This is a genomic window from Nocardia lasii (genome assembly GCF_042658545.1).
GTDB lineage: Bacteria > Actinomycetota > Actinomycetes > Mycobacteriales > Mycobacteriaceae > Nocardia > Nocardia lasii.
Map to the genome: position 1 here is coordinate 1 of NZ_JBHSQN010000014.1, position 26156 is coordinate 26156.

The following is a 26156-nucleotide window of genomic DNA, read 5'->3' on the forward strand; positions in this document are numbered from 1 at the left end:
CGACCGGCGCGGGCGCGGCCATCGGCGCCGGCGTCGGCGCGGCAGCGGGCGCCGCAGCCCTCGGCCTCCCGGCCGCCGCAGCCGGTGCGGTCGCCGGTGGCGTCCTCGGCAGCGGAGTCGGCGCCACCCTCTGACCCCACCGACCGACCGGCCACGGCCTGACTCGCGACCGCTGGCTCGAATCACAGGGATGGGCGTCAGCGGGCCGCACCCGTCGGATCGGGCCGGTGGTCGCAGGATTGGGCCGTGGTCGCAGGACTGGGCTGGCGCCCGTCGGACTGGGCCGGTGGTCGCAGGACTGGGCCCGTGGTCGTCGGATCGGGTCGGCGGTAGCAGGATCGGGTGCGGGAGTAGCGTCGGAACGAGTTCGTACAGGAGGTGACGGCAGTGCGTGGTGGTCTCGCGATGGCGACGTTGTTGGCGTTGGCGGTGCTCCCCGGATGCGCCGCTCCGCAATCTCCGACCCCGTCACCCACCGCCGCCCCGGCGACCTCCACGCCGCGACCTGCCCAAACCCTCGCCCCCGAGCAACAGCGCAACGAACGCATCCGCGGCATGCTCTACACCGCCGGCTGCACCAGCAACAGCTGCGTCCAGTCCTACTTCGCCTGCCTCGACGGCTACCTCACCGGCGACCCGTGCCAGTTCTACCGGGACCACCCGCCCCCACCGTGATCCGCACCGGGGCGTCCGAGCTCACGTCGAGTCGCTGACCGACGGCGCGTGCTCCCGGATTACTCCGCGCGAGTGAGGAATTCGCCGATCGCCGGTGCGAGGATCGACACCTTCGGGTTGTGACTCACCCCGGGCAGTTCGGCGAACGTGGCCTCGGGCAGCACCTCGGCCGCCGCCTTGGCGCCCTTGGTGAGCACCCGCGCGGTCCGATCGCCCGCGAGCACCAGCACCGGCACCCGCACCTTCTCCCAATCCGCCGGGTCCAGCTTCTTGCGCCCGCGAGCACCAGCACCGGCACCCGCACCTTCTCCCAATCCGCCGGGTCCAGCTTCTTGCCCTGCATGTAGGGCTGCATGACCGCCCAGTCGTGCGCGGTCGAATTCGAGGTCGCGGCAAGGGATTTCCAGAACGGGGTGATCCGCATGGTCGCCACCATGAGCGCGGGCATCCCCATCGCCTTGGTCATGTAGTAGCGCACGGTCTTGTTGCGCTTGCCTCCAGCGATCATCGGATGCAGCTTGGCGGCCAGATCCTTCGGCGGCACATGGTCTTTCGGGTCGACCACGAACGGCGGCTCGAACGCGACCACCTCGGTCACGCCGGGCACCGCCGCGGCGGCCAGTAGCGCCAGCGCCGCACCCGAGGACCAGCCGAACAGCGCCGCTTTCCCGCCCGCGACCTCGACCAGTGCCGCGATGTCGGCGATCTCGTTGGCCACGTCGTAGACGCCGGGGGAGTCGGCACTGTCGCCGCGCCCGCGCCGGTCGTAGTTCAGCACCGTGAGCCCGTAGTCGTCGGCCAGGGTGTTCGCGAGCTCGACCATCGTCGAGAACTCGCGGTAGCTGAACGCGCCACCGATCAGGATCACGGTCCCGGCGGTGCCGTCACCGACCCGGTCGTAGGCGATCGTGGTGCCGTCGGCCGACGTCACAGTCTGCATGGGGGATTCCTCTCGATAACGGGCCGCCGTTGCTCGACGGTACGCGATCACCTCGACCGCAGGTCCGCGCGGGTTTCACACACCCGACAACTGATCTCGTCAGCACCTGGGTAACTCACCGGGCAAGGGCTGACCAAGCCACGGCCACTGTCTGGCCGCCAACTCAGCTCTCCGCGCCCCCAGATCTGGCCAAGAGTCGCGGGGCGGCGGATCAGAAGAGCATCGGCTCGCCGAAACCCGGTGTCCGCTCGATCTCCAACAGTCGCGCCTTGGTGCCGATCCCGCCCGGCGCCGAGAACCCGTGCAGCGCATGGTCGGCCGCGAGCACCCGGTGGCACGGAATGATCATCGGCACCGGATTGCGGCCCAGCGCCTGCCCGACGGCCTGCGCGGAGCCGGGCGCGCCGAGCCGACTCGCGATATCGCCGTAACTGAGCGTGTGGCCGGGGTCGATCTCGCGCGTCACCGCGTAGACCGCCCGATGGAACTCCGGCACGCCCGGCAGATCCACCTCGATCCAGCGCAGCGCGTCGAGCGCCCCGTCGAGGTGGGCGCGAATCCCCGCGATGGCCTCGACGATCACCGGGCCCGGCGCGCTCTCGGGCACCGGCGCGCCGTCGAAGGGGCGGGTGATCCGCGCGAGGGTCTCCTCCTCGCTGGCCTCGGGCAGCTGGAACCGCACCACGGCGTCACCGTGCCAGGCGATCGCGCACAGCCCGATCGCGGTGTCGAACAGGGCCGAGACCACCGTCTCGGTCTGCGTCGAATCACTCATGCACACAGTGTGCGCCGCCCCACCGACAAAGACACGCTCACGCGGCGAGGGAGTCCGGTCGCGTGTCACTGGCCTGCTCGAAGGGTCCAGTTTCGGGCAACTGGACTGCATCGTCACCGACCGTCCGCGACCGGACCGCGTCCAGGTCGCGATGGAGCCGCTGCTCGTCATAGGTGCCGAAAGCCCGGTCATGCGGCGAATCTTGGAACGGCCAGAACGGCAGCTCCCCCTCTTTGGGGGCGAAATAGTAGACAGCGAAGCCGACGGCGGAAGCGACGGCCAGGGCAAGGAATGTGGTCATGTCCTTAGAATCGCGGCCACTGGCCTTGGTGTTAAATATCCACTTAGGGAATACTGGACGTTATGGCGACAAGAGTGATCGGCGCGGCGGGTCTGGCTCGCGACCTGGGTCGGTGGCGTGACCCCGAGACCGACGGCGATGCCGAACGCCGCCCGCACCGCCCGGCCTATCTGGCCCTGGCCGAGGCCATCCGGCTGCTCATCCACGATGGCCGCGCCCCCCTCGGCGTCGCCCTGCCCAGCGAACGCGATCTGGCGGGCACCCTGGGCGTCAGCCGCACCACCATCACCTCCACCTACTCGCTGCTGCGCGAGCACGGCTACCTGATCAGCCGCCAGGGTTCGCGCAGCACCGTCGCCCTGCCCCCGGCCATCCAGCACGACGGCTCCAAGCCGACCCGCGGCATCATGGCCCTGATGGCGCAGCCGGAACTGCCCACCATCGACATGACCTATGCCGCCATGCCCGCCGCGGCGGAACTGAACGACGCGTATTCGATTGCCCTGCAAGGCATCCCGTCCTACCTGGGCACTCACGGCATGGACCCGGTCGGCATCCTCGCCCTGCGCGAGGCGCTGGCGCGGCGCTACACCGCCCGCGGCCTGCCGACCGAACCCGAGCAGATCCTGGTCACCCTCGGCGCGCAACACGGCCTGCGCCTGCTGCTCAACGTGCTCGCCGCACCCGGCGCCCGCGTCCTGATCGAGCACCCCTCCTACCCGAACGCCATCGAGGCCATCCGCGATGTCGGCGCCCGCCCCATCCCGGTCCCGCTGCGCCCCGAATTCCCCGACGCCGGGTGGGATCTCGAAGGTCTGCGCAGCACGGCCCGGCAGACCGCGGCCACCCTGGCCTACCTGGTCCCCGACTTCAACAACCCCACCGGCCTGCTGCTCAACGCCGAGGGCCGCGCCGAACTGGCCGCCATCGCCCGCGACACCAGGATGACCGTCATCGTCGACGAGTCGATGGGCGAGCTGAACCTGTCCGGCGCGCCGATGCCCCCGCCGGTCGCCGCGTTCGCGAAGGGCTCGGAGATCATCACGATCGGCTCGGCCTCGAAGTCGTTCTGGGGCGGTCTGCGCGTGGGCTGGATCCGCACCAGCCAGCCGCTGATCACCAAGCTGCTCGGCATCCGCTCCACCGTCGACCTCGGCACCCCGGTGATGGATCAGCTCGCCACGGTCCACCTGCTCGAGAACGCCGACCCCATCCTCGAACGCCGTCGCGAACAACTCCGTGCCCAGCGCACCGCCCTGCTCGACGCGGTCTCCGAGGAACTCCCGGCCTGGCAGGTCACCGTCGGCGCGGGCGGCATGTCGGTGTGGGCGCAGCTGCCGAGCCCGGTCTCCACCGCCTTGGCCGCCACCGCCCCCAACCACGGCGTGCTGCTGGCCGCGGGCCCGCGCTTCGGGGTCCAGGGCGCGTTCGAACGCTTCATCCGCCTGCCGTTCACCCATCCCGAAGCCGACCTGCGGATCGCCGTGAAGTCCATCGCCGCCGCCTTCGACGCGCTCACTCCGCGCGCCGCCGACCCGCTGCAACCGCTCACCTGCTACTGAACCCGCACGGGTTGAATCCCACCGACGCCGGTTCGGGGCGGACGGTCTCGTACCCCGCCCCGAACATGAACAGCACCGACAGCACGAACGCCACCGCGGTCAACGGCACCGCCAGCGCACTGCGTTCGGACGGGTAGCGCAGCATCAACATCAGCAGGCACAGCAGCGCGATCCCGGCCGCCAGCAGCAGCCCGGTCGCGAGCCCGTTGAGCGTGGTGACCAGCACCGGCACGGGTGCCTCGGCGCGACAGTGGGTTTCGGTCGACCAGTCCGGTCGGCTGTCGAAGAGCCGCTCGGCCAGGACGAACGCCACGATCGCGGCGCCGAAGGTGGTGACCGCGACGATCGCGGCGATCACCTTCGGGTGTCGCCGCCGGACTTGAACCCTCAACCTGTCATCGATAGTTGAGGACTCTACCGACGACAGGCCGACAAATCAGTCAGCCCAGACCGTTTCGATCGGTGTCGCGACGGACGGCGGCGGAGTCGGCGTGCCGCCGGGCGTGCGCGAGAAGCGCGGCGCGGGCGCGTGCTGCACCACCCCGTCGATGTCGATCAGGCCGGTACGGGCCACGATGTGCTCGTTCTCGGTGGCCTCGGTGAAGGTCAGCACCGGCGTGGTGCAGGCGTCGGTGCCGTCGAAGATCGCGGTCCACTCGTCGCGGGTCTTGGTCTTGAACTTGTCGGTGAACAGCTTGCGCAGGTGCTCCTGCCCGGCCGGGTCGATCTGCGCGGGCAGCCCTTCCGGGTCGATCTCGAGTCCGGCCAGCAGCTGCGCGTAGAACTGCGGTTCGATCGCGCCGACCGCCATGTACTTGCCGTCGGCGGTCTCGTAGGTGTCGTAGAACGCCATGCCGGTGTCGAGCAGGTTCTCGCCGCGCTCGTCGGACCACAGGCCCACCCCGCGCATGCCCCACACGAAATGCGACAGCGCGAGCGCACCGTCGACCATGGCCGCGTCGATCACCTGACCCTGTCCTGAGTTCTGCCGCTCGATCAGCGCGGCCAGAATGCCGAAGACCAGGAACATCGAGCCGCCGCCGAAGTCACCCACCATGTTCAGCGGCGGCACCGGCCGCTCGCCCTTGCGTCCGATCGCGTTGAGCACGCCGGTGAGCGAGATGTAGTTGATGTCGTGCCCGGCGCGCTCGGCCAGCGGACCGTACTGGCCCCACCCGGTCATCCGCCCGTAGACCAGGCGCGGGTTGCGGGCCAGCGCCTCGTCCGGCCCGAGCCCCATCCGCTCGGTGACGCCGGGTCGGAAGCCCTCCAGCAGCACATCGGCCTTCTCGACCAGGTCGAGCACCTTGGCCACGTCGGCGGGATCTTTCAGATTCGCCTCGACGATGGTGCGATTACGCCACTGCGGGCGCTCGAGGAAACCGGGCAGCTGGCCTTGGCGCTGCACGCGCACCACGTCGGCACCGAGATCGGCCAGCAGCAGCGCGGCGTGCGGTCCCGGCCCGATCCCGGCCAACTCGATGACCTTGACGCCCGCCAGCGGGCCCTGCTTGGTGGTGGACTCCGTGCTCACGCGGTGACCTCTGTTCGTCGTCGAACGGTATTGACAACATGACAATAGCGCTGGGGTGGCGGCTCGGGTAGGGCATGGGCGAGAATTCGCACGAGCGCGACTCGGCGCGGCAACGGGAGGACCCGGTAGTGAGCGTGTGGGGTGAGGTCCTGGTCGGCCTCGTCATTCTGGTCGGCATCACCGGCGTGATCGTGCCGATTCTGCCGGGGGTGATCCTCATTTTCGCGGCGATCGCGGTCTGGGCGTTCCTGACCGGGGGAGCCACGGCCTGGACGGTGTTCACCATCGCGACCGTGGCGCTGGTGCTCTCCGGCGTCGTCAAATACACCTGGCCGGGCAAGCGGATGCGCGAAGCGGGCGTGTCGAACCGGGCGCTGCTGATCGGCGCGATCTTCGGCATCGTCGGCTTCTTCGTCATCCCGATCGTCGGGCTGTTCATCGGGTTCGTGCTCGGCGTCTACCTGGCCGAGCTGTACCGCCTGAAGACCAACGACTTGGCTTGGCCCGCAACAGTGCACGCGCTCAAAGGGGTCGGCCTGTCGATGCTGGTCGAACTGTTCGGCGCGCTGGTCGCCGCCGGCGTGTGGCTCACCGGCGCGATCCTGACCTGACTCAGCGCTCGATGACCGGCAGCGGACGGGTCTGGTCGTCGGCGCCGGGCAGTTCGTTGCGCGGGATCGGGATGGTCGGATTGTCGGCGCGCGGCGGCGGCGCGGGTTCGACCCGACGCACCGGCGGCAGGCGGTAGAACTCGCGCGCGTTGTCCTCGAGCACCGCGTGCAGATCCGCGCCGACGACCTGGCAGATCAGGTCGATATCGCGGTCCTCGAACGGGCGGCCCGCGCGGGTGCCGGGCAGGTCGCTGCCGAACATCAGCGCCCCCGGATTCACCGTGTGGATCCGGCGCAGCGTCTCGGCCACATCCATCTCCACCCGGCCGAACCCGGTCGCCTTCACCTTGGCGCCCCGATCCACCAGGTCGAGCAGGTAGGGCAAGCCCTCCTGCGACATGCCGAGATGGTCGATCGAGATCGACGGCAGCTTCGAGATCACCGGCTGCAACGACGCCAGCATCTGCCCGTCGATGTAGAGCTCCACATGCCAGCCCGCCAGTTCGTTGGCGCGCAGGGCCTGCAGGGTCATCTCGGTGATGTCGGCGGCGGCCCGCTTGAGATTGAACCGCAACGCCCGCACCCCCGCCCGGTCGAGGGCGAGGATCTCGTCGTCGGTGGCATCGGGGGCGAGCCGGGTGACCCCGACCCACCCGTCCCCGAGCGCGGCCAGCGCTGCTGTCAGATACGACTGGTCGGCGCCTTGGAAAGACGCGCTGACCACAGCGCCGCCGCGAACATCGAAGTGCCCCATCCGCTTTCGATAGTCATCGATCACGTAGGGCTCGGGCAGATAGCCTTCGTTCTCGATCAGCGGAAACCGCGGATCGATGATGTGGACGTGGGCATCGAACACCGTTACAGAATGCCCTATCTCGATGGTGGCGGCAGCTCAGGCCTTGTTCGGCTCGGACGCGCGGAGCATGTCCTCGCGCTCGACGACCTTCACGCGCTCACGGCCCTCGGGCTCGCCCAGGGCGCGCTCGTGGGCGTCGAGGCGGTACCAGCCCGCCCAGGTGGTGAACGGGATGCCCTTGTCCTCGAGGAACTCGGTGACGGCGTCCAGCTCCGGCTTGGGCGCGGGGGCGAAGCCCTTGGCGTCGTCGAGCAGGCAGGCGATGGTCTCGTTGGCGTCGCCCTTGGTGTGGCCGATCAGGCCGACCGGGCCGCGCTTGATCCAGCCGGTCACGTAGGTGGCGGGCATGAAGCGGGCCTCGCCCTCGGCGGTGTCGTCGGCGATCACGCGACCGGCCTCGTTGGGCACGGTGCCCGCCTGATCGTCGAACGGCAGCTGGGTGACGTTCTGCGAGAGGTAGCCCACGGCGCGGTACACGGCCTGGATGTCCCAGTCGGTGAAGTTGCCGGTCCCCTTGACGTTGCCGGTGCCGTCGAGCTGGGTGCGCTCGGTGCGCAGGCCGACGACCTTGCCGTCCTCACCGAGCACCTCGGCGGGCGACTCGAAGAAGTGCAGGAACAGCTTGTGCGGGCGATCGCCGTGGTCGCGAATGGCCCACTGCTCCAAGGTGTTGGCGACCATGTCGACCTGCTTGGAGTTGCGGCGCGCGGCCTCGGAGCCCTCGTCGTAGTCGATGTCCTCGGGGTTGACGATGACCTCGATGGTCGGCGAGTGGTCCAGTTCGCGCAGCTCGAGCGGGGTGAACTTGGCCTGGGCGGGACCGCGGCGGCCGAACACGTGGACCTCGAGGGCCTTGTTGCCCTTGAGTCCCTCGTAGACGTTCGGCGGGATCTCGGTCGGCAGCAGTTCGTCGCCGGTCTTGGCCAGCACGCGCGCCACGTCCAGGGCGACGTTGCCGACACCGAGCACCGCGACCTTCTCGGCCTCGAGGGGCCAGCTACGCGGCACGTCCGGGTGGCCGTCGTACCAGGACACGAAGTCGGCGGCACCGTAGGAACCGTCGAGTTCGATGCCGGGGATGCCGAGGGCGCGGTCGGCGTTGGCGCCGGTGGAGAAGATGACCGCGTCGTAGAACTGACGCAGATCGTCGAGGGTGATGTCGGTGCCGTAGTCGATGTTGCCGAGCAGGCGCACCTGGTCCTTGTCGAGGACCTTGTGCAGGGCGGTGATGATGCCCTTGATGCGCGGGTGATCGGGGGCGACGCCGTAGCGGATCAGACCGAAGGGCGCGGGCATGCGCTCGTAGAGGTCGATGCTCACGTCGGCATCGGACTTCATCAACGCGTCGGCGGCGTAGATACCGGCCGGTCCCGCACCCACGATCGCGATGCGAAGCGGGCGAGTCGCTGCACTCTGTTCGGTCATCTTTACGCGCACCCTTTGGTCGAGAACTGATTTGACGGCGTCGACTTAGCTTAGGCTAAGTCGACTCACCGGCTTACTGGCAGCTGCCATCCACCGCAATCCTGGCGATTCTATCTGCGGTGTTGTCGCTACCCGGCGCGCGGTCGGAGCTGCCCGCTCGGGTCTGTCAGGATTACAGCATGAACGAGGAGCAAACAGGTTCGGATGACAAACCCATCGTGGTGGATCAGACCGACAAGCGTTCCATCGTCCCGTTCGTCGCCGCCGCGGCGGTGGCGATCCTGGTGCTCATCGGCATCGTGGCGGGCGGACTGCTCGCCCCCGCTGAGAAAAATGTCACAGAGGCCGACCGACTCGCGGCCGCCGTCACCAACTATATCGACGCCCGCTCCCGCAGCGACCTGCGTCCGCCCACCGGCGTCGCCTGCCCCGGCTTCGACGAGGAGAAATCCGGCCTCGCCGAGCGCCTCGGCGGCCCGAAATCCACCGTCACGATCGACGGCAGGGGCTTCACCGACGCCACCGTCAACGGCGACCGCGCCAAAATCGACGCCACCATCGACGTCAACGGCACCGACACCACCGACACCTGGAAACTGACCAGGGTCGACGGCGCGTGGCTGGTCTGCGATTTCTGAATCGTTTGACACGGTGACCGGTGGCGAGGCAATCTCAGATCGCAAGGTCATGAGTGCCAGCGACAAGCCCCGGCTCGCTGGTCGGCAACCCTCCTCCGCGGTGGGGTGCTCCGGGTGACGACCTGGCCGTGTGTTCCGGAGTTCCGGCACGGCAAGAGCGGGTTCACGCAGGAGGATCGACATGACATACGCCGGCGATATCACCCCTGAGAAGGCGTGGGAGCTGCTCACCGAGCACCCCGGCGCCGTGCTGGTCGACGTGCGCACCGAGGGCGAGTGGGCCGCCATCGGCATCCCCGACACCAGCTCGATCGACCGCCCCGCCCATTTCATCGAATGGGTCGACGGCACCGGCACCCGCAATCCCGCCTTCGACGCGCAGCTCGAGCGGGCCCTGGCGGGCCGCCCCGACGACGCCCCCGTGGTGTTCCTGTGTCGCTCCGGTCAGCGCTCCATCGGCGCCGCGACCGTGGCGACCGCCGCCGGTTTCGCCCCGTCCTACAACGTGCTCGACGGTTTCGAGGGTGGCCCCGACGCGTTCGGTCGGCGTGGCAGCGTGGGCTGGCGCGCGGTCGGCCTGCCGTGGCGTCAGGCATAAGGAGAAAAGCATGATCACCGGTGGTTCGTTCGACAAGCCACTGCCCGAGGGCGTCGGCCCCGCCACGCTCGGCGTGCGCGGCGGGCTGCGCCGTTCCGGCTTCGAGGAGACCTCCGAGGCGCTGTACCTGACCTCGGGTTTCGTCTACGAGAGCGCCGAGGCCGCCGAAGCCTCCTTCACCGGCGAGGTCGAGCACTTCGTCTACTCCCGCTACGGCAATCCCACCGTCGCCATGTTCGAGGAGCGCATCCGCCTGCTCGACGGCGCCGAGGCCGCTTTCGCCACCGCCTCCGGCATGTCCGCGGTGTTCACCGCGCTGGGCGCGCTGCTGCAGGCGGGCGACCGGCTCGTCGCCGCGCGCAGCCTGTTCGGTTCGTGCTTCGTGGTGTGCAACGAGATCCTGCCGCGCTGGGGCATCGAAACCGTCTTCGTCGACGGTGACGACCTCGAGCAGTGGGAGCAGGCCCTGTCCGTGCCCACCAAGGCGGTCTTCTTCGAAACCCCCGCCAACCCCATGCAGACCCTCGTCGACGTCCGCAAGGTCTCCGAGCTGGCTCACGCCGCGGGCGCGAAAGTGGTGCTGGACAACGTCTTCGCCACCCCGCTGCTGCAACGCGGCTTCGAACTCGGCGCCGACGTGGTCGTCTACTCGGGCACCAAGCACATCGACGGCCAGGGCCGCGTGCTCGGCGGCGCCATCCTCGGCGCCCAGGACTACATCGACGGCCCCGTCAAGAACCTGATGCGCCACACCGGCCCCGCCCTGAGCCCCTTCAACGCCTGGACCCTGCTCAAGGGCCTGGAAACCATGCCGTTGCGCGTGCGCCACTCCACCGAGTCGGCCCTGCGGGTCGCCCAGTTCCTGGAGTCCAACAAGTCGGTCAACTGGGTGAAATACCCCTTCCTGGAATCACATCCGCAACACGCCCTCGCCACCGAGCAGATGTCGGGCGGCGGCACCGTCGTCACCTTCGAACTCGCGGGCGACGACGGCAAGAAACGTGCCTTCGAGGTCCTCAACCGCCTGCGCATCATCGACATCTCCAACAACCTCGGCGACGCCAAAACCCTCATCACCCACCCCGCCACCACCACCCACCGAGCCATGGGCCCCGAAGGCCGAGCCTCCATCGGCCTCTCCGACGGCGTAGTCCGCATCTCGGTCGGCCTGGAAGACCTAGAGGACCTCCTCGGCGACCTCGACCACGCCCTGAGCTAGCACCCACCGAAATCAGCCCGTCGAGAAGCCGAACTCGACGGGCTGTTTCGCGTCCGCTGCCCCTCCCAACTGACCGGCGCCACGCCCAGGCTCAGGTTCGTAGACGAGCAGATCTGTTCGCCCACAAGGAATTACACTGCCGATATGACTGCCGGGGGAGTCCAACGACCTGCCACGTTCTACTACCCCTCGGTGGCATATGCCTGGTTGATGCTCGCGGCATTCGTTATGTTCGCGGGGATCGGTTTCTGCATGGTGCTGGCCGGCGACGAAGCGTACGTGACACGCATCGTGGGCGTGGCAGGCCTGCTGTTCTGTGCCTTCGGCACCGTGTTCATCGCGAGCCGGTTGATCTGGCGCAAGCCGGAATTGGTGGTGACCTACGACGGCCTCTACTTCCGACAGTTCGGCTGGATCGGCTGGGACGAGGTTGCCCACGCCGACATCTGGATCACCCGTACTCGGGGCCCGATAGAGCACCGAAACCTCCGCGTCGTCCTGCGTGATCCCACCGCGTTCTTCGCGCGAAGTTCACTGTGGGTGCGGACGATGCACAGGCTCAACCGCGGATTCACGCCCGACTGCGTCGTCCTGTCGAGCGTCCTACTCGGCGCGCCCAGCGAACAGGCCCTAGCGGCAATGCGCCACTACCACCCAACCTTGCCTATTCGGCAGTAGCGGGGGAGGAAGTCGGCTGCGGCAGATCGACCAGTCGACCAGCGGAAGATCAACCATCTGCGGGCGGTTGACCGATCAACAAGCGCGTCCGGACGCACGCGTGACGACGGGCTGAGGGTTGGATGACTCTCTCCGACAGATTGATTCGTACACGCCATACTGACGTTCGCTGAAGTCTTCTCGCACGGAGTGGCAGAAGCCATATGCATGCCGGTTCGTGTTGACGAATCTCGGGGGGGGGGCTTACCCTTCGTCTGTTGCGCACGGGAGGGGACGCATGAATCGCCTGTTCAGGCCCGGATACGTCGCCATCGTCCCAGTGCTGTTCGGGACAGTTACGTTGCTCGGGTGCGGTGCGGCCACCGAGGGCGGCTCAGCCTCGACCACCACGCTTTCCGTCAACGGGATCGAGCTCGCCGAAGAAGTACCATCCGGCTTCGACCCATGTACGGATATCCCCTCCCAGATACTCACAGAGGAGAGACTGGGCTCGAAGAGGCCGGATCTGACCGAAGCGCCGGGTGGAGTGCGCTGGCAGGGCTGCGACTGGGTCTATCTCGGCGGTGGTGGTTACGCGATGAGCGTTCGGATCACGAACCTGACTGTCGCGATGGTCCGAGATCGCAACCTGCCGGACTCGGGCGAACTGACTATCGATGGTCGCGAAGCGATCGTCTGGCGCCAGGAGGCCGGACGAAGCACTAAAGACGTCTGCGACGTCAATGTGGCAGTGCGCGGTGGGAGCATGGAAGTCAATGTGGTCAATCCGCCGTCCCGGCGGGACACCGGGCACCTCGACTCTTGCGAGATCGCCCGTGGACTAGCTGCCAAGATCACGCCGTCGATTCCCGAGAATCTTTGACTCGCAACAGGATATCGAGCTAGGAGGGGCAGTGGCAGAAGAGAGATCCGGTCAGGGACCGTTCTCGGTCTTGATCGAGCAGGCGCGGGCAGGCGCGTTGACAGTACGTATGGAGCCGGAGGAGTTCGCGCGTCTCGATCGGGAGTGCACTGAATTCCAGACAGTCATCGGACAGATCCAACAGACGATGACCGACATCTCCGCCATCAACACCTGGGGTTTCGGCGACAACGCGGAGTCCGGCCTGACCTCGGCCCGTGTGATGGCCTTCCGATTCCGTGACAAGGCTCGTGGTGGCACCGATTCCTTCTATGATGTCCTCGAAGAGCACTACATCATCGTGGAGGAGATCCGCGTCCTCCATCAGCTGATCCGCGATCGGTTCATGGCCGCAGACGAGGAATGGGCAGCTCGTTTCACCACCGAGGCAACTGCCCTCGCACAGTCCGGCGCGATGTGACTGGAACCGAGGGGCCGCAGATCCCGCCGACGACCGAGCATCCACAGAATTGGTCCCACCAGGACATCCTGACCGCTTTCGAACAGATAGCCACGGAACCGGCGAACGGCGCGGCAACGAAATATCGTGAGTCGGGAGTCTTGTGGACACAGGCGGTGGAGAGGTTTCGGCAGCGCATGGAGGTCACGATCGCGTCAGCATGGGAAGGGAATTCGGCAACCGCTTCGATCAACGCGATTCGCCGCTACACCGCTGATGCCGACAAGCTCACTCCCGCCTTCACCGCGATGAGTACCCAAGTCACCGCCGCAGCCGCATCTGCGGTGAACACCAAGTCGTGGCTTCCCGGCGAGTTCGATCCGGGATTCTTGGACAGTATGCCTTGGAACAAGGCGGTGGTCCGGGGCAAGCGCGAGGAAGCCGAGAGCGAAGCGCGCGAAGTTATGGACAACAAGTATGTGACACCCTTCGCTGGCACTGACACCGCGATCCCAGTCCTGCCTCGTCCTGCCAATCCCACGCAGGAGCAGGCTGATTCGGGTGCCGGGCCGTTAGGAAGCCGCGCGGATGGTGGAGGACAGCCGACGAACCCCGGCTCGACAACACAGCCGCAGCAACAGCTCACAGAACCAGACGGCACACTCGAAACACCGGCCGAGGACACCGAGTCGGAAGATCCGACCGCGACCACGCCGAGCTCTGAGAATGGCGACGAAGTCGCATCCGATGACACGGATCAAGTCACCGATTCTCCGTCCACTTCACCGGCAGCCACGAGCCCGAGCGCCACGAACCCGTCTGCAGCAATACCAGCAGCACCATCGCCTGGCGCCGGCGGACTACCTGGTGGCGGAGCTAACCTCGGCGGCGGCTCACCGAGCACGGGCACGCCAATCGCGGGGACACCGATCCCTGGAAGCTCGCCGTCCTCACCCCTGGCCGCAACGTCATCGGCGGGCGGAACGACCGGAAGTGCGCGCGGGACGTCCGGTATGCCAGGCATGATGGGTGGTGGCGCTGGAGCCGGGCGCGGCAAGGACGATCAATCAGAGCACTCGATTCCGGAATACTTGATCACGGCAGCCAACTCGGAAGAGTTGATCGGCGACCGCGGATTCGTGATCGAAGGCGGAGTGCTCGGTAGCCAGTACCCCTCGGCGAACCCGCCTCGCGAGAGTGCATCTGATGTCTGAATGGAGCTGGGCGCCAGATGATTTCGCCGCGCTGTGGTTCAACGAGGCACGCGATCGCTTTCCACGTCCTCTGCACTTCACCAGTCGGTTCCGCTACCGCGAAGAATTCGAGGCTCACCGTGCGGCGATCTGTTCCCGATACGCGAGCGAGGAGACGCGAGCAATAGAACTAGCGCTGGGAACGTTGGAGAAGTCAGAGATTCGAATCGAAGTATCGGCAGAGACCGGACTGCTGGATCCGAGTGACCGGGTCCTTCACAAGATTGTCGGTGTCCGCGATATCGAGCACGCTGTTATCGCCGCTCAGTCGATATCCAACGAGATTGCTGGGCCGGTATGGGTTCGTCAAGGACGGCCTGATTATCTGGGCAACGGAATTACGAGCCGCATTCCGGAATGCGCGCCGGGTACGCTCAGAGGGGAGGAATTCTACCAGCGAGATACTAAACTTGAGCGGGACAGCTACTTCTCCGATGTCGCGTACAACAGCCCTCGTGAGCGATACGCCCGGCTGGTCAACCGCCCGCTCGTCGGCATGGGGTCGGCGGTGATAAGAATTGGAGGTCTGCATAGCCGTTCAGAGCCAGTCCGCATAATGGAGTGGCTTGATTTTGCGGATGACGGACGCTATGACCGCCGGATAGTAGGTGATGTAGTGCGTATTTTTCCTGTACGGCGGGCAGGTATCGCAGCAGAGCTGACACAGTGGCTCGTCAAAGAATTGCACAACACCTACCGATCTCAGAGTCGATGAATGGACGGACACACAATTGGCAACGCAAGGTTGGTATAATCACTACGACGATCCCGATGAATTCTGGGACGAAGAGCCGCTGGAGGTTAAGCGCGCGACTCTGTCTCGTGAATCGAAAATTATTCGCGAGCCCGAGAGGACTTCCGAATCCGATCGGGGAAGGTCGCGAGACATCACGCCCTCGCCTGACCCCTTCTTCGGTGCCGGAATATTCAAGATGAGGCTCGATAGTGGTAATCTGCCGGTTGAGGTCGATGTCGACCGTGGGATTCATAATCGTATAGGGCCGGAAAATATTACCCTAGCGGCTATGACGGGATATCATCTTGCAATCTGGGAGCGAGCAACGCCAATTATTGCAAGAAAGGGGCTTTTCTCTGAAATCGGCTCTGGGCCACATCGTAGAGGGCAAATTATCGCGCTTCTCGGGTCGCGTTCGATTTCTGAGTTCGAATTGATAGAAGGTCTCGTCGCAGGCCGATCCCTGTTGAATGCGGCCGGTCCCACTACGGACCTCGGTTTGCCGTCGATGTCCGTAACTGCGAACCTATCGTGGATAACCAGTATCCGTATCGACCCTCAATGGGCCGCGACCGCTAGCGCCTTCCATATTAGGGCCGACATATTGGACTGTGCCGATCAGATCCGTCGGAAACGTCCGAATTTCGAACAAAATGGCTCGTGGGGAAATCGTTCGGACGATGAACTCGAGCGTGAGATCGATAGATACAGAGGCTATCTGATGAGGAGCCAGTAATGCCAGATTTTTCAGCAGACCTCAATCGATTGGTATTCTCCGCAGACGCGTGGGGATACGGATCGAACAACCTGCACGAAGGGGTTGTGGAGGCCGAAGAGATAGAATTCAGTAACAAGGAAGTCGTGTGGGCGGTGTTTCAGGATTCATGGGACGCCAATCTCAAGGCTGTGCGTTACACTAAAGAACGCTTGAAGGAAGGTGCGATCGAGTTGCAAGCGATGAGCGACGCACTCAATCACGTCGTGAAGGTGCTGATGGAGCAGGACGAGAATTTCGCCAGGGTGCTGATCAAGAGTAGCGTGGCTGATCTGTGACGACAAAGACTCTTGAAGATCTGGATACTGTTCTCGCGGAATTCTCCGCCAAGGTTGAAAAAATTCGTAATACTCCGAGCGAGGTCGACGAGGCGTTTCGCCAAGCCGCGAAATATGTTGCAGCAGCGGAAGGCGGGACGGTTGGAGCGCTAGGAGGAGCGATACTCGGCTATATCTACGGATCGGTTACCGAGGATGACTTCACCGGCACTATGCAGCGCAATAAGAAGGAGATAAAAAATAAGATTGTCGAACTCTTGGCCTCTCTTCAGGCCGCTATCGACGGCCTCCGGGCGCCGATAGCATTCCTGCAGTCGAGTGGGGCGTGGTTGAGTGTTCAGACAGAGATAAATGTCGCGAGGAATTGGATCGAGGTCAACGCAGATCTTCGCGGAAATTGGAGCGGTTCGGCTGCTGATGCTTATTTCGCGAAGAAGCAACTACAAATCACCGCCCACGAAACCTTGATCGCGAACTGCGCGACCATGAGTACCTGCCTAGTTGAGATTTCCGACGCATCGTGGACCTTCTACTCGAAGATCGTCAGTGATCTGGCGAAATTCTTCATAGACTTTGCTGCGGCGCTGACGAAGATCGCGACTGGAATCGCAGCGCCGGTTGGAATCGGCGATGCGATCGATGCGGCTGCCTGGATCATTCAAAAGGTTGTCGATTATAGCCTGGAACTCGGATCCGCATTGAGGACGCAGCGCGCGAATATCAACCAAATCGAAGGGTCGATAGATAATCCGAAGGGCTTTCACAATAACAAGTGGCCGTCGGTAGGCGCCTCGGATGTCAAGATTGATGCCCCTAATAACGAAAAATGGGCGGCGAGATGAGGGCCCACATCGGGGCATTGTTGGCAATGTCCATGCTGCTTACGGGTTGTTCACTCCTGTCCAGCTCGCGTCCATCGGGTGCCGCGTACAGCACGAAGACAGTCCGGGAATTGTGTAACTTTCCTGTCCCATTTTTGTCGAGTCATTTCGACACTACGAATCTGGATATAGACGACCTTCCGGGGACGACTTTCGAAGATCCGATAAAGGCCGGAAATATTTGTAGCTACGAGACGGGCGAGGGTCAGTATCGGGAATACCTCGGCAAGGTCGCACTGTGGAGAGTCAGCGATACCTTGGACCTGTCTAGCGGGAAAGGACCACCCGTGCGGCGGCTCGAGTCCGACGGTGTTTCCGTTGAGCTCCGCACCGGCCCGTTGCTGTCAACCCATGACCCCCATGCGATGCCTCCGTCTTATTTTCTGAAGGTCATCATCGACGGATGGGGCGGCGAACTGGCATTCAAAAGAGGCAGTGACGAAGCCGCCGAATCTGGCGCGGAAACACTGGTTCGCTTGGTGCGTGCGATGAAGGGCTGAGCTGTGTCGAGTCTTACGTGCACACCCGGTAGGGCTCGATGTTCGAGGTCGGATCGTCGATCAAACGTTGAGCCAATTCCGCGTCGGTGACGTACTGTTCGAACGCGTCTCGCAGAGGAGAGTCCGGCATCGCGTCGCGGGCGATTCGAAACGGTTCGATAGTATCTATCCCCAGTCGCTGCGATTCGAGGATTATCGAAGGAATTCCCCGCTCGTCTGCGCCGAGTTGGGTGCGGCAGTACGCGGTGGTGCGCATTTGTATGGCGTGGCCTTCATTCGCCAGGCGCACCAGTTCGGACTCGAGTTGGGCTCGGCGTCGTTCGATGGCGGCGAGATCGGCCCCCAAGTGGCTGTAGTCGTAGCCGGGCGTTGTGAAGACACCCAACGGTGTGAGCTGAAATCCTTCCACGGTGATGGACTCCATGATTTTCGTGATCTGGGCAGAATTGACGACCAATGAATCTGCGACCTGTGAAACTTTTCGGAGCATCAGCTCTAGTCGATGTCCGACCTTGTGCGCGTGGCGGGCGAGATCACGCATCGCGTCGGACCGTTCGGCGAGTTCGTGTTGCAGCCACCGCGTGATGTGGAACGCGGATTCGATCAGCCACCGGCGTTGGGGGTCTGTCGGAAGTGGTTCGCCGTGAACGGCATCCAGGATCGTGTTCCAGACTCGCAGCTGGTCACCGATTTCCTCGAGTCCGACTTCGGGGCGGCAGAAGCGATTTCGGAATTCTGTTCCCACCTGCTCGGGGGTCAGCGCCAGCAGGTACGGTTCGATCCAATCCAGCGTCTCACCCATCCGTTCAGCCTGGCAGGCCGCCCGCACGATGTCGAGTGGCCTATGTCACCAGGATGCGTATCCTTGCTGGGCATGCAGGAGCGTACTGAAAATGGTCAGCCACAGGTCACATTGTCGCAGGTGATGGCTTGGCGCCCCGAAACCTTGGCCGTGTTCGCGGATAAGTTGGGCGAGCTGGGGGCGCAGTGTGATTCGGCGTCGGACCTGCTCGAGGTGCTCGTAGAGGCTCCTACCACGGATCTGTCCAGGGAATCGGCCGCCAAAGCTGCCACCGACTTGGGCCTGGCGCGACAGGGGTTGATCGATGCTGCCGACGCCGTGCGGGTCGGCATGGCGGGGACCGAAGTCGCGACTGTGACCACGGAGGCGGCCGCCAAGTTCGTTGAACGCACCGACGGACTGCTTCGGATGTTGATCGCCGCGTCCGTATCCGAGACCTCGAACTAGGACGTGCGTCTGCGGCAGATCAGCCATCAGTCGTGCGGCAGATCAACCACGTCGGAAGCGGCAGATCAACCACAACACTTGCGGCAGATCAGCCAGTACGATGGCGTTTGATCGACTGATGAGCTGTGTCTGATCCCCGGGAGTCCCCATGCGAACCTTGCTCGGACCGCCGCGACCGCGGCATGCGGAGGCCGCTGTCGCGGCAGCGCTAGAAGATACGCGGGTTGTTCTGATCAACGGAGCTCGCCAAAGCGGCAAGAGCACGCTGGTCCGGCTGACGGCCCGAGATCGCGATATCGAATGGCGAGATCTGGATACGGCACTGACTCGAAACGCCGCGCTGGACGACCCCGACGGATTCGTCGATTCTGTCGCGCCGATGGTGATCGACGAGATTCAGCGAGCACCTGACCTGCTGCTGTCGATCAAAGCTCGGGTCGACACAGATCCTCGCCCCGGCCAGTTTCTGTTGACGGGCTCAGCCCGGGTCTTGGGCCTGCGGTCTCTTCCTGACACGCTGGTCGGCCGGATGGAGACCATCGAGTTGTGGCCGTTCGCTCAGGGGGAGATCGACGGTACCCCTGACCGGTTCGTCGACATGGCCTTCGACCACGGCGGCACATTGCGGCACGATTCGACCGTCACCCGAGCCGAGTACGCCGAGCGCATTGTCCGGGGCGGATTTCCCGAAGCGATCGCTCGTACCAACGACCGCAGACGCCGGGCGTTTTTCAGTTCCTATGTGGCCGACCTGATCGCGCGTGACATCCAGCAGCTGACCGAGATCGAGCGCACCGCGGAGATGCGCGCACTGGTACAGATGCTCGCGTCGCGCTCGGGGCAGCTGCTCTCGACGACCACGTTGAGCAACGAGCTCGGACTCGGTGCGTCCACGGTGAAACGCTATGTCGCACTGCTCGAGGAAGTTTTCCTGGTCAAACGTATTCCGGCATGGTCCCGAAACATCAGTAGCCGCGCGACGACCATGCCGAAGCTGGCTTTCGTGGACTCCGGTATCGCCGCCCACCAAATCGGCGCGGACGCACGCAGCCTGCTGCGGCCGACCGGCCAACTCGGGGGTCTTCTCGAAGGCTTCGTGTTGATGGAACTCGCCCGCCAGCTGACCTGGTCCGACCAAGAAATCGAACTCTTCCACTACCGAACCCGCGATCAGGTCGAAGTGGACGCCGTCCTGGAAAATCGGCGGGGTGAAGTGGTCGGCGTCGAAGTCAAAGCGGCGTCTACTGTCGGTCCCGCCGATTTTCGAGGTCTTCGCCACCTGTCGGAGCGCCTCGGCGATGACTTCCGCGTCGGAATCGTCCTGCATACCGGGCAACAAACGATGTCGTTCGGGCCGAAGATGCTCGCGATGCCGGTCAGCGCTCTCTGGCAAACAGGCGCCGCAGACCCGGTCACCCTCAGCCCAGCGCGCGCAAACGCGGGGCCAGGTCCCTCTTGAACAGGTCGAGGAAGCGGAGTTGGTCTTGGCCGGGGGCGTGGAAGACGAGGTGGTTGAGGCCGGCGTCGAGGTAGGGCTTGATCGCGGCGACGGCTTCGTCGGGGTCGCTGGCGACGATCCAGCGCTTGGCGACCTGTTCGATCGGGAGGGCGTCGGCGGCCTTCTCCATTTCGATCGGGTCGGTGATGTCGTGCTTCTGCTCGGGGGTCAGCGACAGGGGGGCCCAGAATCGCGTGTTCTGTAGTGCCAGTTCGGGATCGGTGTCGTAGGAGATCTTGATCTCGATCATCTTGTCGATGTTCGCGACGTCGCGGTCGGCCTTGGCGGCGCCCTCGGCGACGGCGGGCAGCAGCTTCTCGGTGTAGAGGTCCATGCCCTTGCCCGAGGTGCAGATGAAACCGTCGCCCGCGCGGCCGGCGTATCGGGCCACGACCGGGCCGCCGGCGGCGATGTAGACGGGGATTCCGCCCTTGGGCACGTCATAGATCGAGGCGCCGACGGTGTGGTAGTACTCGCCGTCGAAATCGACGCGGTCGCCGGTCCACAGCTCGCGCATCAACTTCACCGCTTCCCGCAGCCGCGCGAAACGCTCCTTGAAGTCCGGCCATTCGCCCTTGTACCCGGTGGCGATCTCGTTGAGCGCCTCGCCGGTGCCCACCCCGAGCATCACCCGGTCCGGGTACAGGCACCCCAGCGTCGCGAACGCCTGCGCGATCACCGCCGGGTTGTAGCGGAAGGTGGGTGTGAGCACCGAGGTGCCGAGCTGGATGCGATCGGTGCGCTCGCCGACGGCGGCCAACCAGGCCAGCGAGAACGGGGCGTGCCCGCCGTCGTGGCGCCACGGCTGGAAGTGGTCGCTCACGGTCGCGCTGTCGAGTCCGTGCTGCTCGGCGGCGACGCCGAGTTCGACCAACTCGCGCGGTCCGAACTGCTCCGCCGATGCCTTGTACCCGAGCTTGAGCTCAACCATTCCAGCCACTCCTGTCGTTCGCTGCGCGCGGCCCCTGCCCTACGACCCTAACCAACAGGGCCGACATCATCGCGCCCGAGACCGCCGGGGAGTTTCGTCCCCACGCCCGCGATTTTTAGCGGACAATTAACTGGTGACCACCAAAGACGAGCAGATCCTGTCGTACCTGACCGACATGGACGGCGTTCTGGTGCACGAGGATCAGCTGATTCCCGGCGCCGACCAGTTCCTCGCCGAACTGCGGTCCAACGAGATCCCGTTCCTCGTGCTCACCAACAACTCGATCCGCACCCCACGCGATCTCCAGGCCCGCCTGCGCCAAACCGGGCTCGACATCCCCGAGGAGTCGATCTGGACCTCCGCGCTCGCGACGGCGACCTTCCTCGACGAACAGCGCCCCGACGGCACCGCCTATGTGGTCGGCGAATCCGGCCTCACCACCGCGCTGCACGAGATCGGCTACGTCCTCACCGAAAGCGACCCAGACTATGTAGTCCTCGGTGAGACTCGCACCTACTCCTTCGAGGCCATCACCACCGCGATCCGCCTGATCGACCGGGGCGCCAAATTCATCGCCACCAACCCCGACGCCACCGGCCCCTCCCGCGACGGCGCCCTACCCGCCACCGGCTCGGTCGCCGCCCTGATCACCAGGGCCACCGGCAAGGAGCCGTACTACGTCGGCAAACCGAACCCCCTCATGATGCGCTCGGCCCTGCGCCGCATCGGCGCCCATTCCCAATCGACAGTGATGATCGGCGACCGCATGGACACCGACGTCATCGCCGGACTGGAAGCCGGCCTGCGCACCGTCCTGGTCACCTCCGGCATCTCCACGAAGTCCTCCGTAGAGGCCTACCCCTTCCGTCCCACCATGGTCGTCGACTCGGTAGCCGACCTCATCGGCCACACCCGCCGCCCCTTCACCGACTGAGCGGCAGAATTCGCGGTATCTATCCACCTCAGCGCCGGTATTTACTGACCTCGGTACTGTATAGAACTATACTTCTAAGGTGTATGGTTCTATACATGGACCTGCCCCGGAAGCCTGAACGCGTGTTCGGCCGAGTCCGTGAATGGGACGGTCTGGCCCGATTCGCTGCTTCGCCCAGCGCCGATGTTCGCCTCGGCATCGTCAGCGGGCGGCGGCGACAGGGCAAGACCTTCCTGCTCGACGCGTTGGCCGAGCAGACCGGCGGGTTCTTCTTCGCGGCGACCGAGTCGACAGAGCGCGAGACGCTGGAACGGTTCGGACGCGCGGTCGCCGCCTTCGCCGGCGGTGGGCGGTACGCGTTCAACAACTGGGAAGAGGCGCTGGAACGCCTGTTCGCGGTGGTGGGAAATCGACTCGTCGTCTTGGATGAGTTCCCCTACCTCGTCAAGGCCTCGCCGTCGCTGCCCTCGGAGTTGCAGCGCGCCCTCGACCCTCGGGGGCAGGCCCGGGTGGCGGGCTCGCGAGTGCTGCTCTGTGGTTCCGCGATGTCGGTGATGGGCGGGCTGCTGGCGGGGACCGCGCCGTTGCGCGGCCGGGCAAGTCTCGAGTTGATCGTCAAGCCACTCGACTACCGGCAGGCTGCGCAGTTCTGGGGCATAGCGGACCCCCGCTTGGCGGTGCTCGTTCACTCGGTGGTCGGTGGTACCCCCGCCTACCGTCGCGAGTTCGTGGCAGGTGACGCACCGGATTCGTTGGCGGACTTCGATTCCTGGGTGCTGCGCACCGTTCTCAACCCGCAGGTTCCGCTGTTTCGGGAAGCGCGCTACTTGCTCGCCGAGGAAACCGAAATTCGCGACGTCGCGCTCTATCACGCGGTACTCGGCGCGATCGCGGGCGGCAATTCCACCAGAGGGGGGATCGCGGGGGCGATAGGTCGCCCGTCTACCGATATCGGCCACCCGCTTTCGGTGTTGGAGGATTCGCAGCTGATCGTTCGCGAAGCCGATCCATTGACGAAAGGCAAACCGCTATACCGGATTTGCGAACCACTGCTCGTGTACTACGAGGCGATCATGCGTCGGCAGTGGACCCTGCTCGAACGTGGTTACGAGCAGGTCGCCTGGTCAGGATCGCAGTCGACCTTCCTCTCGAAAGTCGTGGGACCGAACTTCGAATCGATCTGCCGCGACTGGGCACTCATGGCGGGACCCGCCATCTTCGGCGATCTCGTCGGGCACGTCGCGTCGGCGTCGATCAATGACGCGAAGTCCCGCACGCAGATCGAGGTCGACGTCGTGGTGCTCGCGGCAGAGGAACCCGGCCTGCCCAAACGAGTGCTCTCGCTGGGCGAGTCGAAATGGGACAGGGTCATGGACGTCGGCCACGTTCAACGGCTGGAAAGAGCCCGAGAGTTGCTGGCAGGCAAGGGATACGACGTGAGTTCGACACTGCTTGCCTGCTACAGCGGAGCAGGTTTCAGTCCGGCACTGCGGGCTCGCAACGACGTGCTGTTGGTCGACCTCGAGACTTTGTACGCCGCTGGGTAAGCCTGACAGGGTGCTCCACCTGGATAACCGTGTCGTTGAGCCCGCCGATCTCGAAGCTTCGACACACCTGGTGCGAACCGCCCCGCCAGGCAGCGTCGCTTCGTAGCGAAGTGTCGGAGCGGATCGCAGGTCGGCGTACCCTAGCGGCACGTCGTCCCTGACCCCTTACCCGTCAGCGTCGGCGATGATCGTGTCGAGGGTTGTCGCGAGTCGGGTCAGGGTGGCGACGGTGGCGGCGAAGTCGGCGGGGCCCAGGGCCTGGGCGAGGCGGGCGGCCATGACCGCGTGCTGGGGGTTGATGCGGCGTAGGGCGGCGTGGCCCTGTTCGGTGATCGCGACCAGTTTGGCGCGTTTGTGGGCGGGGTTGGGGCGGTATTCGCACAGGCCCTTGTCGACCAGCAGGTCGGCGATCCGCTGGACGCTCTGGCGGGTGATGCCCATCGCGCGCGCGATCCCGGCGACCGGGAGCGGGTCCTCCTGGATCGCGGCCATCACCTGCCACCAGGCCACCGAGATCCCGACCGGCGCGGACAGGCTGTCACCGATGGTGAGGAACTGGCCGTTGAGTCGGAAGACGGTGAGCGCGGCGGCGTCGAGGAGATCCTGTTCCGCGTTCAAGCGGCCTGGCTCGCTTCGTATTCGGCGAGGACGGCGTAACCGGCGGGGTCCTTCTGCGCGAAGACCTTGTACCAGGCTTCGAGGATGTGGGGTTCGTAGACGTCGAGGCGGGCGAGGACCTCGCGGGCGAATTCGAAGGGGGACATGGCATCCGCGGTGATCACCTCACGGTCGGTGACAGCGGCCTCGTCCACGTAGTGTTCGGCACCCGAATAGCCGCTGTAGACAAGGTATTCGGCGGCATTGCTGGTGTGGGCGCGGTCGTCCAGCAGTCCTTCCTTGGCCAAACCGAAGGTCGCGCCGCAGACACCGGCGACCGGCACGCCCGCCTCGACGAACTGTCTTGCCTTGTGCGCGAACGCGTTCAGATCGTCGCCTTCCCACAGTTCGGCGCCGGGCAGGATCAGCATGACGCTGTCGGCGGGTTCGAGATCGGCGATCGCCAGATCGGGGGTGATCCGCATCCGCCCGATCGTGGTGATCGGGTCGGTGGTGAGTCCGACGGTCACGACCTCGAACGTTCCCGGCTCCCGCTGGAAGGAGGGGTTGGCGATGTGCGCGGTAGCCGCGCCCACCTCCCAGTCGGCGAGAGTGTCGTACACGGCCACGTGAACTGTCTTCTTCGTCATGACAGCATGTTGTCATATTTGACAGTGAACTGTCAATGACGGTGCTGGATTCCATGACAGCGGCGGCTCCTCGAACTGTTCCTGACCAGCGCTGTCATCACCACCGCCGACATCGCCGCGCATCTCGGAGTCAGCACACGGACCGCGAATACGTTGGTACGCAAATGGATCATCGGCGGGTTTCTCGAGGTCGAAGATGCCTCCAGGAAGGGGAGAAGCTATCGGCTCAGTGCAGGCTACGAGCGGATGGTGAGTCCGTGAGGCCACCCAGGTGATTAACAGGGATCCGGCGTCCGTCGATCAACGGTGACCAATACCGGATCGACGCAAGGAACAACGATGGGATTGTGGATCGGTAGCCCCGCGCTGGACGCCTCCGAACATGTCGTGTGGGAGCAGCTCGCCAATCGGACGCAAGGCCGCAGAGCAGTCGGGGGTCGCCTGCATCTGACCGAGACGCGCCTGCTCTTCGTGCCCAACCACCTCGACGCGGCGACCGGCGGTAAGCGCTGGGAAACGCGGGTGAGCGAAGTTCGCGGGATCGGGAAGGAGGCCCCGGACGGCGGTCTGTTCAGCGGTGGGTTGCGGACCCGCCTGCGGTTGGACACCGACAAGGGCACCGAACTGTTCGTGATCGGGGAGATCGACGAGGTGATCGCGCGTCTCGAGGCCGCCCGGTCCGCGTGACCTACGCCCGCCGCAGCGCGAACATGCGCAGATCGCGGGTGGTCCGCTTGCGGTAGGCGGTGTAGGCCTCGGTCGTTTCGACGAAGCGCGGGAAGATCGCTTCCTTCTCCGCGTCGGGGACCGGGGTCGCGACCACCTGGATGCGCTCGCCCGCGATGGCGACGGTGGCGGCGGGGTTCGCCAGCAGGTTGGCGGTCCACGCGGGGTGGTGGGCCTGGCCGAAGTTGGAGCCGAGGACGTAGAGGGTGTCGCCGTCGTGGACGTAGAGCAGCGGTTGCGTGCGCGGCTGCCCGGTTTTGCGGCCGGTGGTGGTGAGCAGGATGACGGGGGCGCCGATCGGCCCGAGCACGGTGTACTTGGCGTCGGTCTTGGTCAGCACGGTGCGATCGAGCGGGGTGAGGGTGCGGATCAGCCACGATCCTGCCCCGGTCGCGGCGAAACGGTTGGCGGCGCGGGACAGCGGGCTGGTGGCCGAGCCCCACCGGCGATCCGGGAACAGCGATGTCATGGCCGGACTATATCGGCGC

31 protein-coding genes and 1 riboswitch are annotated in these 26156 nt (G+C 65.2%); of the genes, 19 read left to right on the forward strand and 12 right to left on the reverse strand.

Annotated elements, in window-relative coordinates; genetic code table 11:
- Positions 1 to 387 precede the first annotated feature (387 nt).
- Positions 388 to 675, forward strand: coding sequence for a hypothetical protein (locus ACFP3H_RS20510; RefSeq protein WP_378608437.1), 288 nt, complete (start codon positions 388 to 390; stop codon positions 673 to 675).
- A gap of 124 nt (positions 676 to 799) precedes the next feature.
- Here ACFP3H_RS20510 and ACFP3H_RS20515 read toward each other — a convergent pair whose 3' ends face one another.
- From ACFP3H_RS20515 to ACFP3H_RS20525, 3 genes are all read right to left on the reverse strand, one after another.
- Entirely contained in the window at positions 800 to 1615 is an 816-nt protein-coding gene (locus ACFP3H_RS20515; protein ID WP_378608439.1) for an alpha/beta hydrolase, read from the reverse strand.
- 211 nt (positions 1616 to 1826) lie between these two features.
- Positions 1827 to 2390 (reverse strand): methylated-DNA--[protein]-cysteine S-methyltransferase, encoded by a 564-nt coding sequence (locus ACFP3H_RS20520; protein WP_378608440.1) that lies wholly within the window; start codon positions 2388 to 2390, stop codon positions 1827 to 1829.
- Between the two features lie 37 nt (positions 2391 to 2427).
- The gene (locus ACFP3H_RS20525) at positions 2428 to 2691 is read right to left on the reverse strand and encodes a hypothetical protein (RefSeq protein WP_378608442.1); all 264 of its coding nucleotides are present in this window, start codon (positions 2689 to 2691) and stop codon (positions 2428 to 2430) included.
- A 62-nt stretch (positions 2692 to 2753) separates the two neighbouring features.
- Between ACFP3H_RS20525 and yczR the strand changes: the two genes are divergently transcribed.
- A complete protein-coding gene (gene yczR, locus ACFP3H_RS20530; protein WP_378608443.1) occupies positions 2754 to 4253 on the forward strand; it encodes a MocR-like transcription factor YczR in 1500 nt (499 codons plus the stop codon).
- Here the strand turns inward: yczR and ACFP3H_RS20535 are convergent.
- Complete coding sequence (locus ACFP3H_RS20535) at positions 4240 to 4644, reverse strand: hypothetical protein (protein ID WP_378608445.1); 405 nt, start codon at positions 4642 to 4644, stop codon at positions 4240 to 4242. The genes yczR and ACFP3H_RS20535 overlap by 14 nt on opposite strands.
- A gap of 45 nt (positions 4645 to 4689) precedes the next feature.
- On the reverse strand, positions 4690 to 5787 hold the full coding sequence (locus ACFP3H_RS20540) for a CaiB/BaiF CoA transferase family protein (protein ID WP_378608447.1): 1098 nt from the start codon (positions 5785 to 5787) through the stop codon (positions 4690 to 4692).
- Between the two features lie 128 nt (positions 5788 to 5915).
- Here ACFP3H_RS20540 and ACFP3H_RS20545 point away from each other — a divergent pair, with 128 nt between their 5' ends.
- Positions 5916 to 6398 (forward strand): DUF456 domain-containing protein, encoded by a 483-nt coding sequence (locus ACFP3H_RS20545; RefSeq protein ID WP_378608448.1) that lies wholly within the window; start codon positions 5916 to 5918, stop codon positions 6396 to 6398.
- 1 nt (position 6399) lies between these two features.
- Here ACFP3H_RS20545 and ACFP3H_RS20550 read toward each other — a convergent pair whose 3' ends face one another.
- Both ACFP3H_RS20550 and ACFP3H_RS20555 read right to left on the reverse strand, forming a co-directional pair.
- Complete coding sequence (locus ACFP3H_RS20550) at positions 6400 to 7254, reverse strand: amidohydrolase family protein (RefSeq protein WP_378608450.1); 855 nt, start codon at positions 7252 to 7254, stop codon at positions 6400 to 6402.
- Positions 7255 to 7290: 36 nt separating this feature from the next.
- Entirely contained in the window at positions 7291 to 8679 is a 1389-nt protein-coding gene (locus tag ACFP3H_RS20555; RefSeq protein WP_378608451.1) for an FAD-dependent oxidoreductase, read from the reverse strand.
- A 179-nt stretch (positions 8680 to 8858) separates the two neighbouring features.
- Here ACFP3H_RS20555 and ACFP3H_RS20560 point away from each other — a divergent pair, with 179 nt between their 5' ends.
- From ACFP3H_RS20560 to ACFP3H_RS20610, 11 genes are all read left to right on the forward strand, one after another.
- Entirely contained in the window at positions 8859 to 9317 is a 459-nt protein-coding gene (locus tag ACFP3H_RS20560; RefSeq protein ID WP_378608453.1) for an Rv0361 family membrane protein, read from the forward strand.
- A 45-nt stretch (positions 9318 to 9362) separates the two neighbouring features.
- Positions 9363 to 9481: riboswitch (SAM riboswitch) on the forward strand.
- A 17-nt stretch (positions 9482 to 9498) separates the two neighbouring features.
- Positions 9499 to 9915: a rhodanese-like domain-containing protein gene (locus ACFP3H_RS20565; protein WP_378608454.1), complete on the forward strand. Its 417-nt coding sequence runs from the start codon at positions 9499 to 9501 to the stop codon at positions 9913 to 9915.
- Positions 9916 to 9925: 10 nt separating this feature from the next.
- Positions 9926 to 11134 carry an O-succinylhomoserine sulfhydrylase gene (locus ACFP3H_RS20570; RefSeq protein ID WP_378608456.1) on the forward strand — a complete coding sequence of 403 codons (1209 nt, stop codon included), beginning with the start codon at positions 9926 to 9928 and terminating at the stop codon, positions 11132 to 11134.
- Between the two features lie 192 nt (positions 11135 to 11326).
- Complete coding sequence (locus ACFP3H_RS20575; RefSeq protein WP_378608457.1) at positions 11327 to 11812, forward strand: STM3941 family protein; 486 nt, start codon at positions 11327 to 11329, stop codon at positions 11810 to 11812.
- 277 nt (positions 11813 to 12089) lie between these two features.
- Entirely contained in the window at positions 12090 to 12674 is a 585-nt protein-coding gene (locus ACFP3H_RS20580; protein WP_378608459.1) for a DUF3558 domain-containing protein, read from the forward strand.
- Positions 12675 to 12744: 70 nt separating this feature from the next.
- Positions 12745 to 13134 (forward strand): hypothetical protein, encoded by a 390-nt coding sequence (locus ACFP3H_RS20585; RefSeq protein ID WP_378608460.1) that lies wholly within the window; start codon positions 12745 to 12747, stop codon positions 13132 to 13134.
- Positions 13131 to 14327, forward strand: coding sequence for a superantigen-like protein SSL4 (locus ACFP3H_RS20590; protein ID WP_378608462.1), 1197 nt, complete (start codon positions 13131 to 13133; stop codon positions 14325 to 14327). Before ACFP3H_RS20585 ends, ACFP3H_RS20590 begins: the two co-directional genes overlap by 4 nt.
- Entirely contained in the window at positions 14320 to 15081 is a 762-nt protein-coding gene (locus tag ACFP3H_RS20595; protein WP_378608463.1) for an ESX secretion-associated protein EspG, read from the forward strand. The genes ACFP3H_RS20590 and ACFP3H_RS20595 overlap by 8 nt, the downstream gene beginning before the upstream one ends.
- A gap of 756 nt (positions 15082 to 15837) precedes the next feature.
- Positions 15838 to 16155, forward strand: a complete 318-nt coding sequence (locus ACFP3H_RS20600) for a hypothetical protein (protein ID WP_378608465.1) — start codon at positions 15838 to 15840, stop codon at positions 16153 to 16155.
- On the forward strand, positions 16152 to 16997 hold the full coding sequence (locus ACFP3H_RS20605) for a hypothetical protein (RefSeq protein ID WP_378608466.1): 846 nt from the start codon (positions 16152 to 16154) through the stop codon (positions 16995 to 16997). Before ACFP3H_RS20600 ends, ACFP3H_RS20605 begins: the two co-directional genes overlap by 4 nt.
- 326 nt (positions 16998 to 17323) lie before the next feature.
- Positions 17324 to 17536, forward strand: a complete 213-nt coding sequence (locus tag ACFP3H_RS20610; protein ID WP_378608468.1) for a hypothetical protein — start codon at positions 17324 to 17326, stop codon at positions 17534 to 17536.
- A gap of 13 nt (positions 17537 to 17549) precedes the next feature.
- On the opposite strand, the gene ACFP3H_RS20615 is transcribed toward ACFP3H_RS20610, so the two are convergent.
- Positions 17550 to 18338: a hypothetical protein gene (locus tag ACFP3H_RS20615; RefSeq protein ID WP_378608469.1), complete on the reverse strand. Its 789-nt coding sequence runs from the start codon at positions 18336 to 18338 to the stop codon at positions 17550 to 17552.
- Between the two features lie 72 nt (positions 18339 to 18410).
- On the opposite strand from ACFP3H_RS20615, the gene ACFP3H_RS20620 reads away from it, so the two are divergent.
- Positions 18411 to 18785, forward strand: a complete 375-nt coding sequence (locus ACFP3H_RS20620; RefSeq protein WP_378608471.1) for a hypothetical protein — start codon at positions 18411 to 18413, stop codon at positions 18783 to 18785.
- Between the two features lie 148 nt (positions 18786 to 18933).
- Positions 18934 to 20244: an ATP-binding protein gene (locus ACFP3H_RS20625; protein WP_378608472.1), complete on the forward strand. Its 1311-nt coding sequence runs from the start codon at positions 18934 to 18936 to the stop codon at positions 20242 to 20244.
- Here the strand turns inward: ACFP3H_RS20625 and fgd are convergent.
- Positions 20204 to 21214, reverse strand: a complete 1011-nt coding sequence (fgd, locus tag ACFP3H_RS20630; protein WP_378608474.1) for a glucose-6-phosphate dehydrogenase (coenzyme-F420) — start codon at positions 21212 to 21214, stop codon at positions 20204 to 20206. The genes ACFP3H_RS20625 and fgd overlap by 41 nt on opposite strands.
- A 175-nt stretch (positions 21215 to 21389) precedes the next feature.
- On the opposite strand from fgd, the gene ACFP3H_RS20635 reads away from it, so the two are divergent.
- Both ACFP3H_RS20635 and ACFP3H_RS20640 read left to right on the forward strand, forming a co-directional pair.
- Positions 21390 to 22148 carry an HAD-IIA family hydrolase gene (locus ACFP3H_RS20635; protein WP_378608861.1) on the forward strand — a complete coding sequence of 253 codons (759 nt, stop codon included), beginning with the start codon at positions 21390 to 21392 and terminating at the stop codon, positions 22146 to 22148.
- Between the two features lie 95 nt (positions 22149 to 22243).
- Complete coding sequence (locus tag ACFP3H_RS20640) at positions 22244 to 23695, forward strand: AAA family ATPase (protein WP_378608475.1); 1452 nt, start codon at positions 22244 to 22246, stop codon at positions 23693 to 23695.
- A 165-nt stretch (positions 23696 to 23860) separates the two neighbouring features.
- On the opposite strand, the gene ACFP3H_RS20645 is transcribed toward ACFP3H_RS20640, so the two are convergent.
- Both ACFP3H_RS20645 and ACFP3H_RS20650 read right to left on the reverse strand, forming a co-directional pair.
- The gene (locus ACFP3H_RS20645; RefSeq protein ID WP_378608477.1) at positions 23861 to 24313 is read right to left on the reverse strand and encodes a MarR family winged helix-turn-helix transcriptional regulator; all 453 of its coding nucleotides are present in this window, start codon (positions 24311 to 24313) and stop codon (positions 23861 to 23863) included.
- Positions 24310 to 24942 carry a DJ-1/PfpI family protein gene (locus ACFP3H_RS20650; protein ID WP_378608478.1) on the reverse strand — a complete coding sequence of 211 codons (633 nt, stop codon included), beginning with the start codon at positions 24940 to 24942 and terminating at the stop codon, positions 24310 to 24312. The genes ACFP3H_RS20645 and ACFP3H_RS20650 overlap by 4 nt, the downstream gene beginning before the upstream one ends.
- 339 nt (positions 24943 to 25281) lie before the next feature.
- Between ACFP3H_RS20650 and ACFP3H_RS20655 the strand changes: the two genes are divergently transcribed.
- Entirely contained in the window at positions 25282 to 25629 is a 348-nt protein-coding gene (locus tag ACFP3H_RS20655; RefSeq protein ID WP_378608480.1) for a hypothetical protein, read from the forward strand.
- Position 25630: 1 nt separating this feature from the next.
- On the opposite strand, the gene ACFP3H_RS20660 is transcribed toward ACFP3H_RS20655, so the two are convergent.
- Positions 25631 to 26137 (reverse strand): nitroreductase/quinone reductase family protein, encoded by a 507-nt coding sequence (locus ACFP3H_RS20660; protein ID WP_378608481.1) that lies wholly within the window; start codon positions 26135 to 26137, stop codon positions 25631 to 25633.
- Positions 26138 to 26156: the final 19 nt, after the last annotated feature.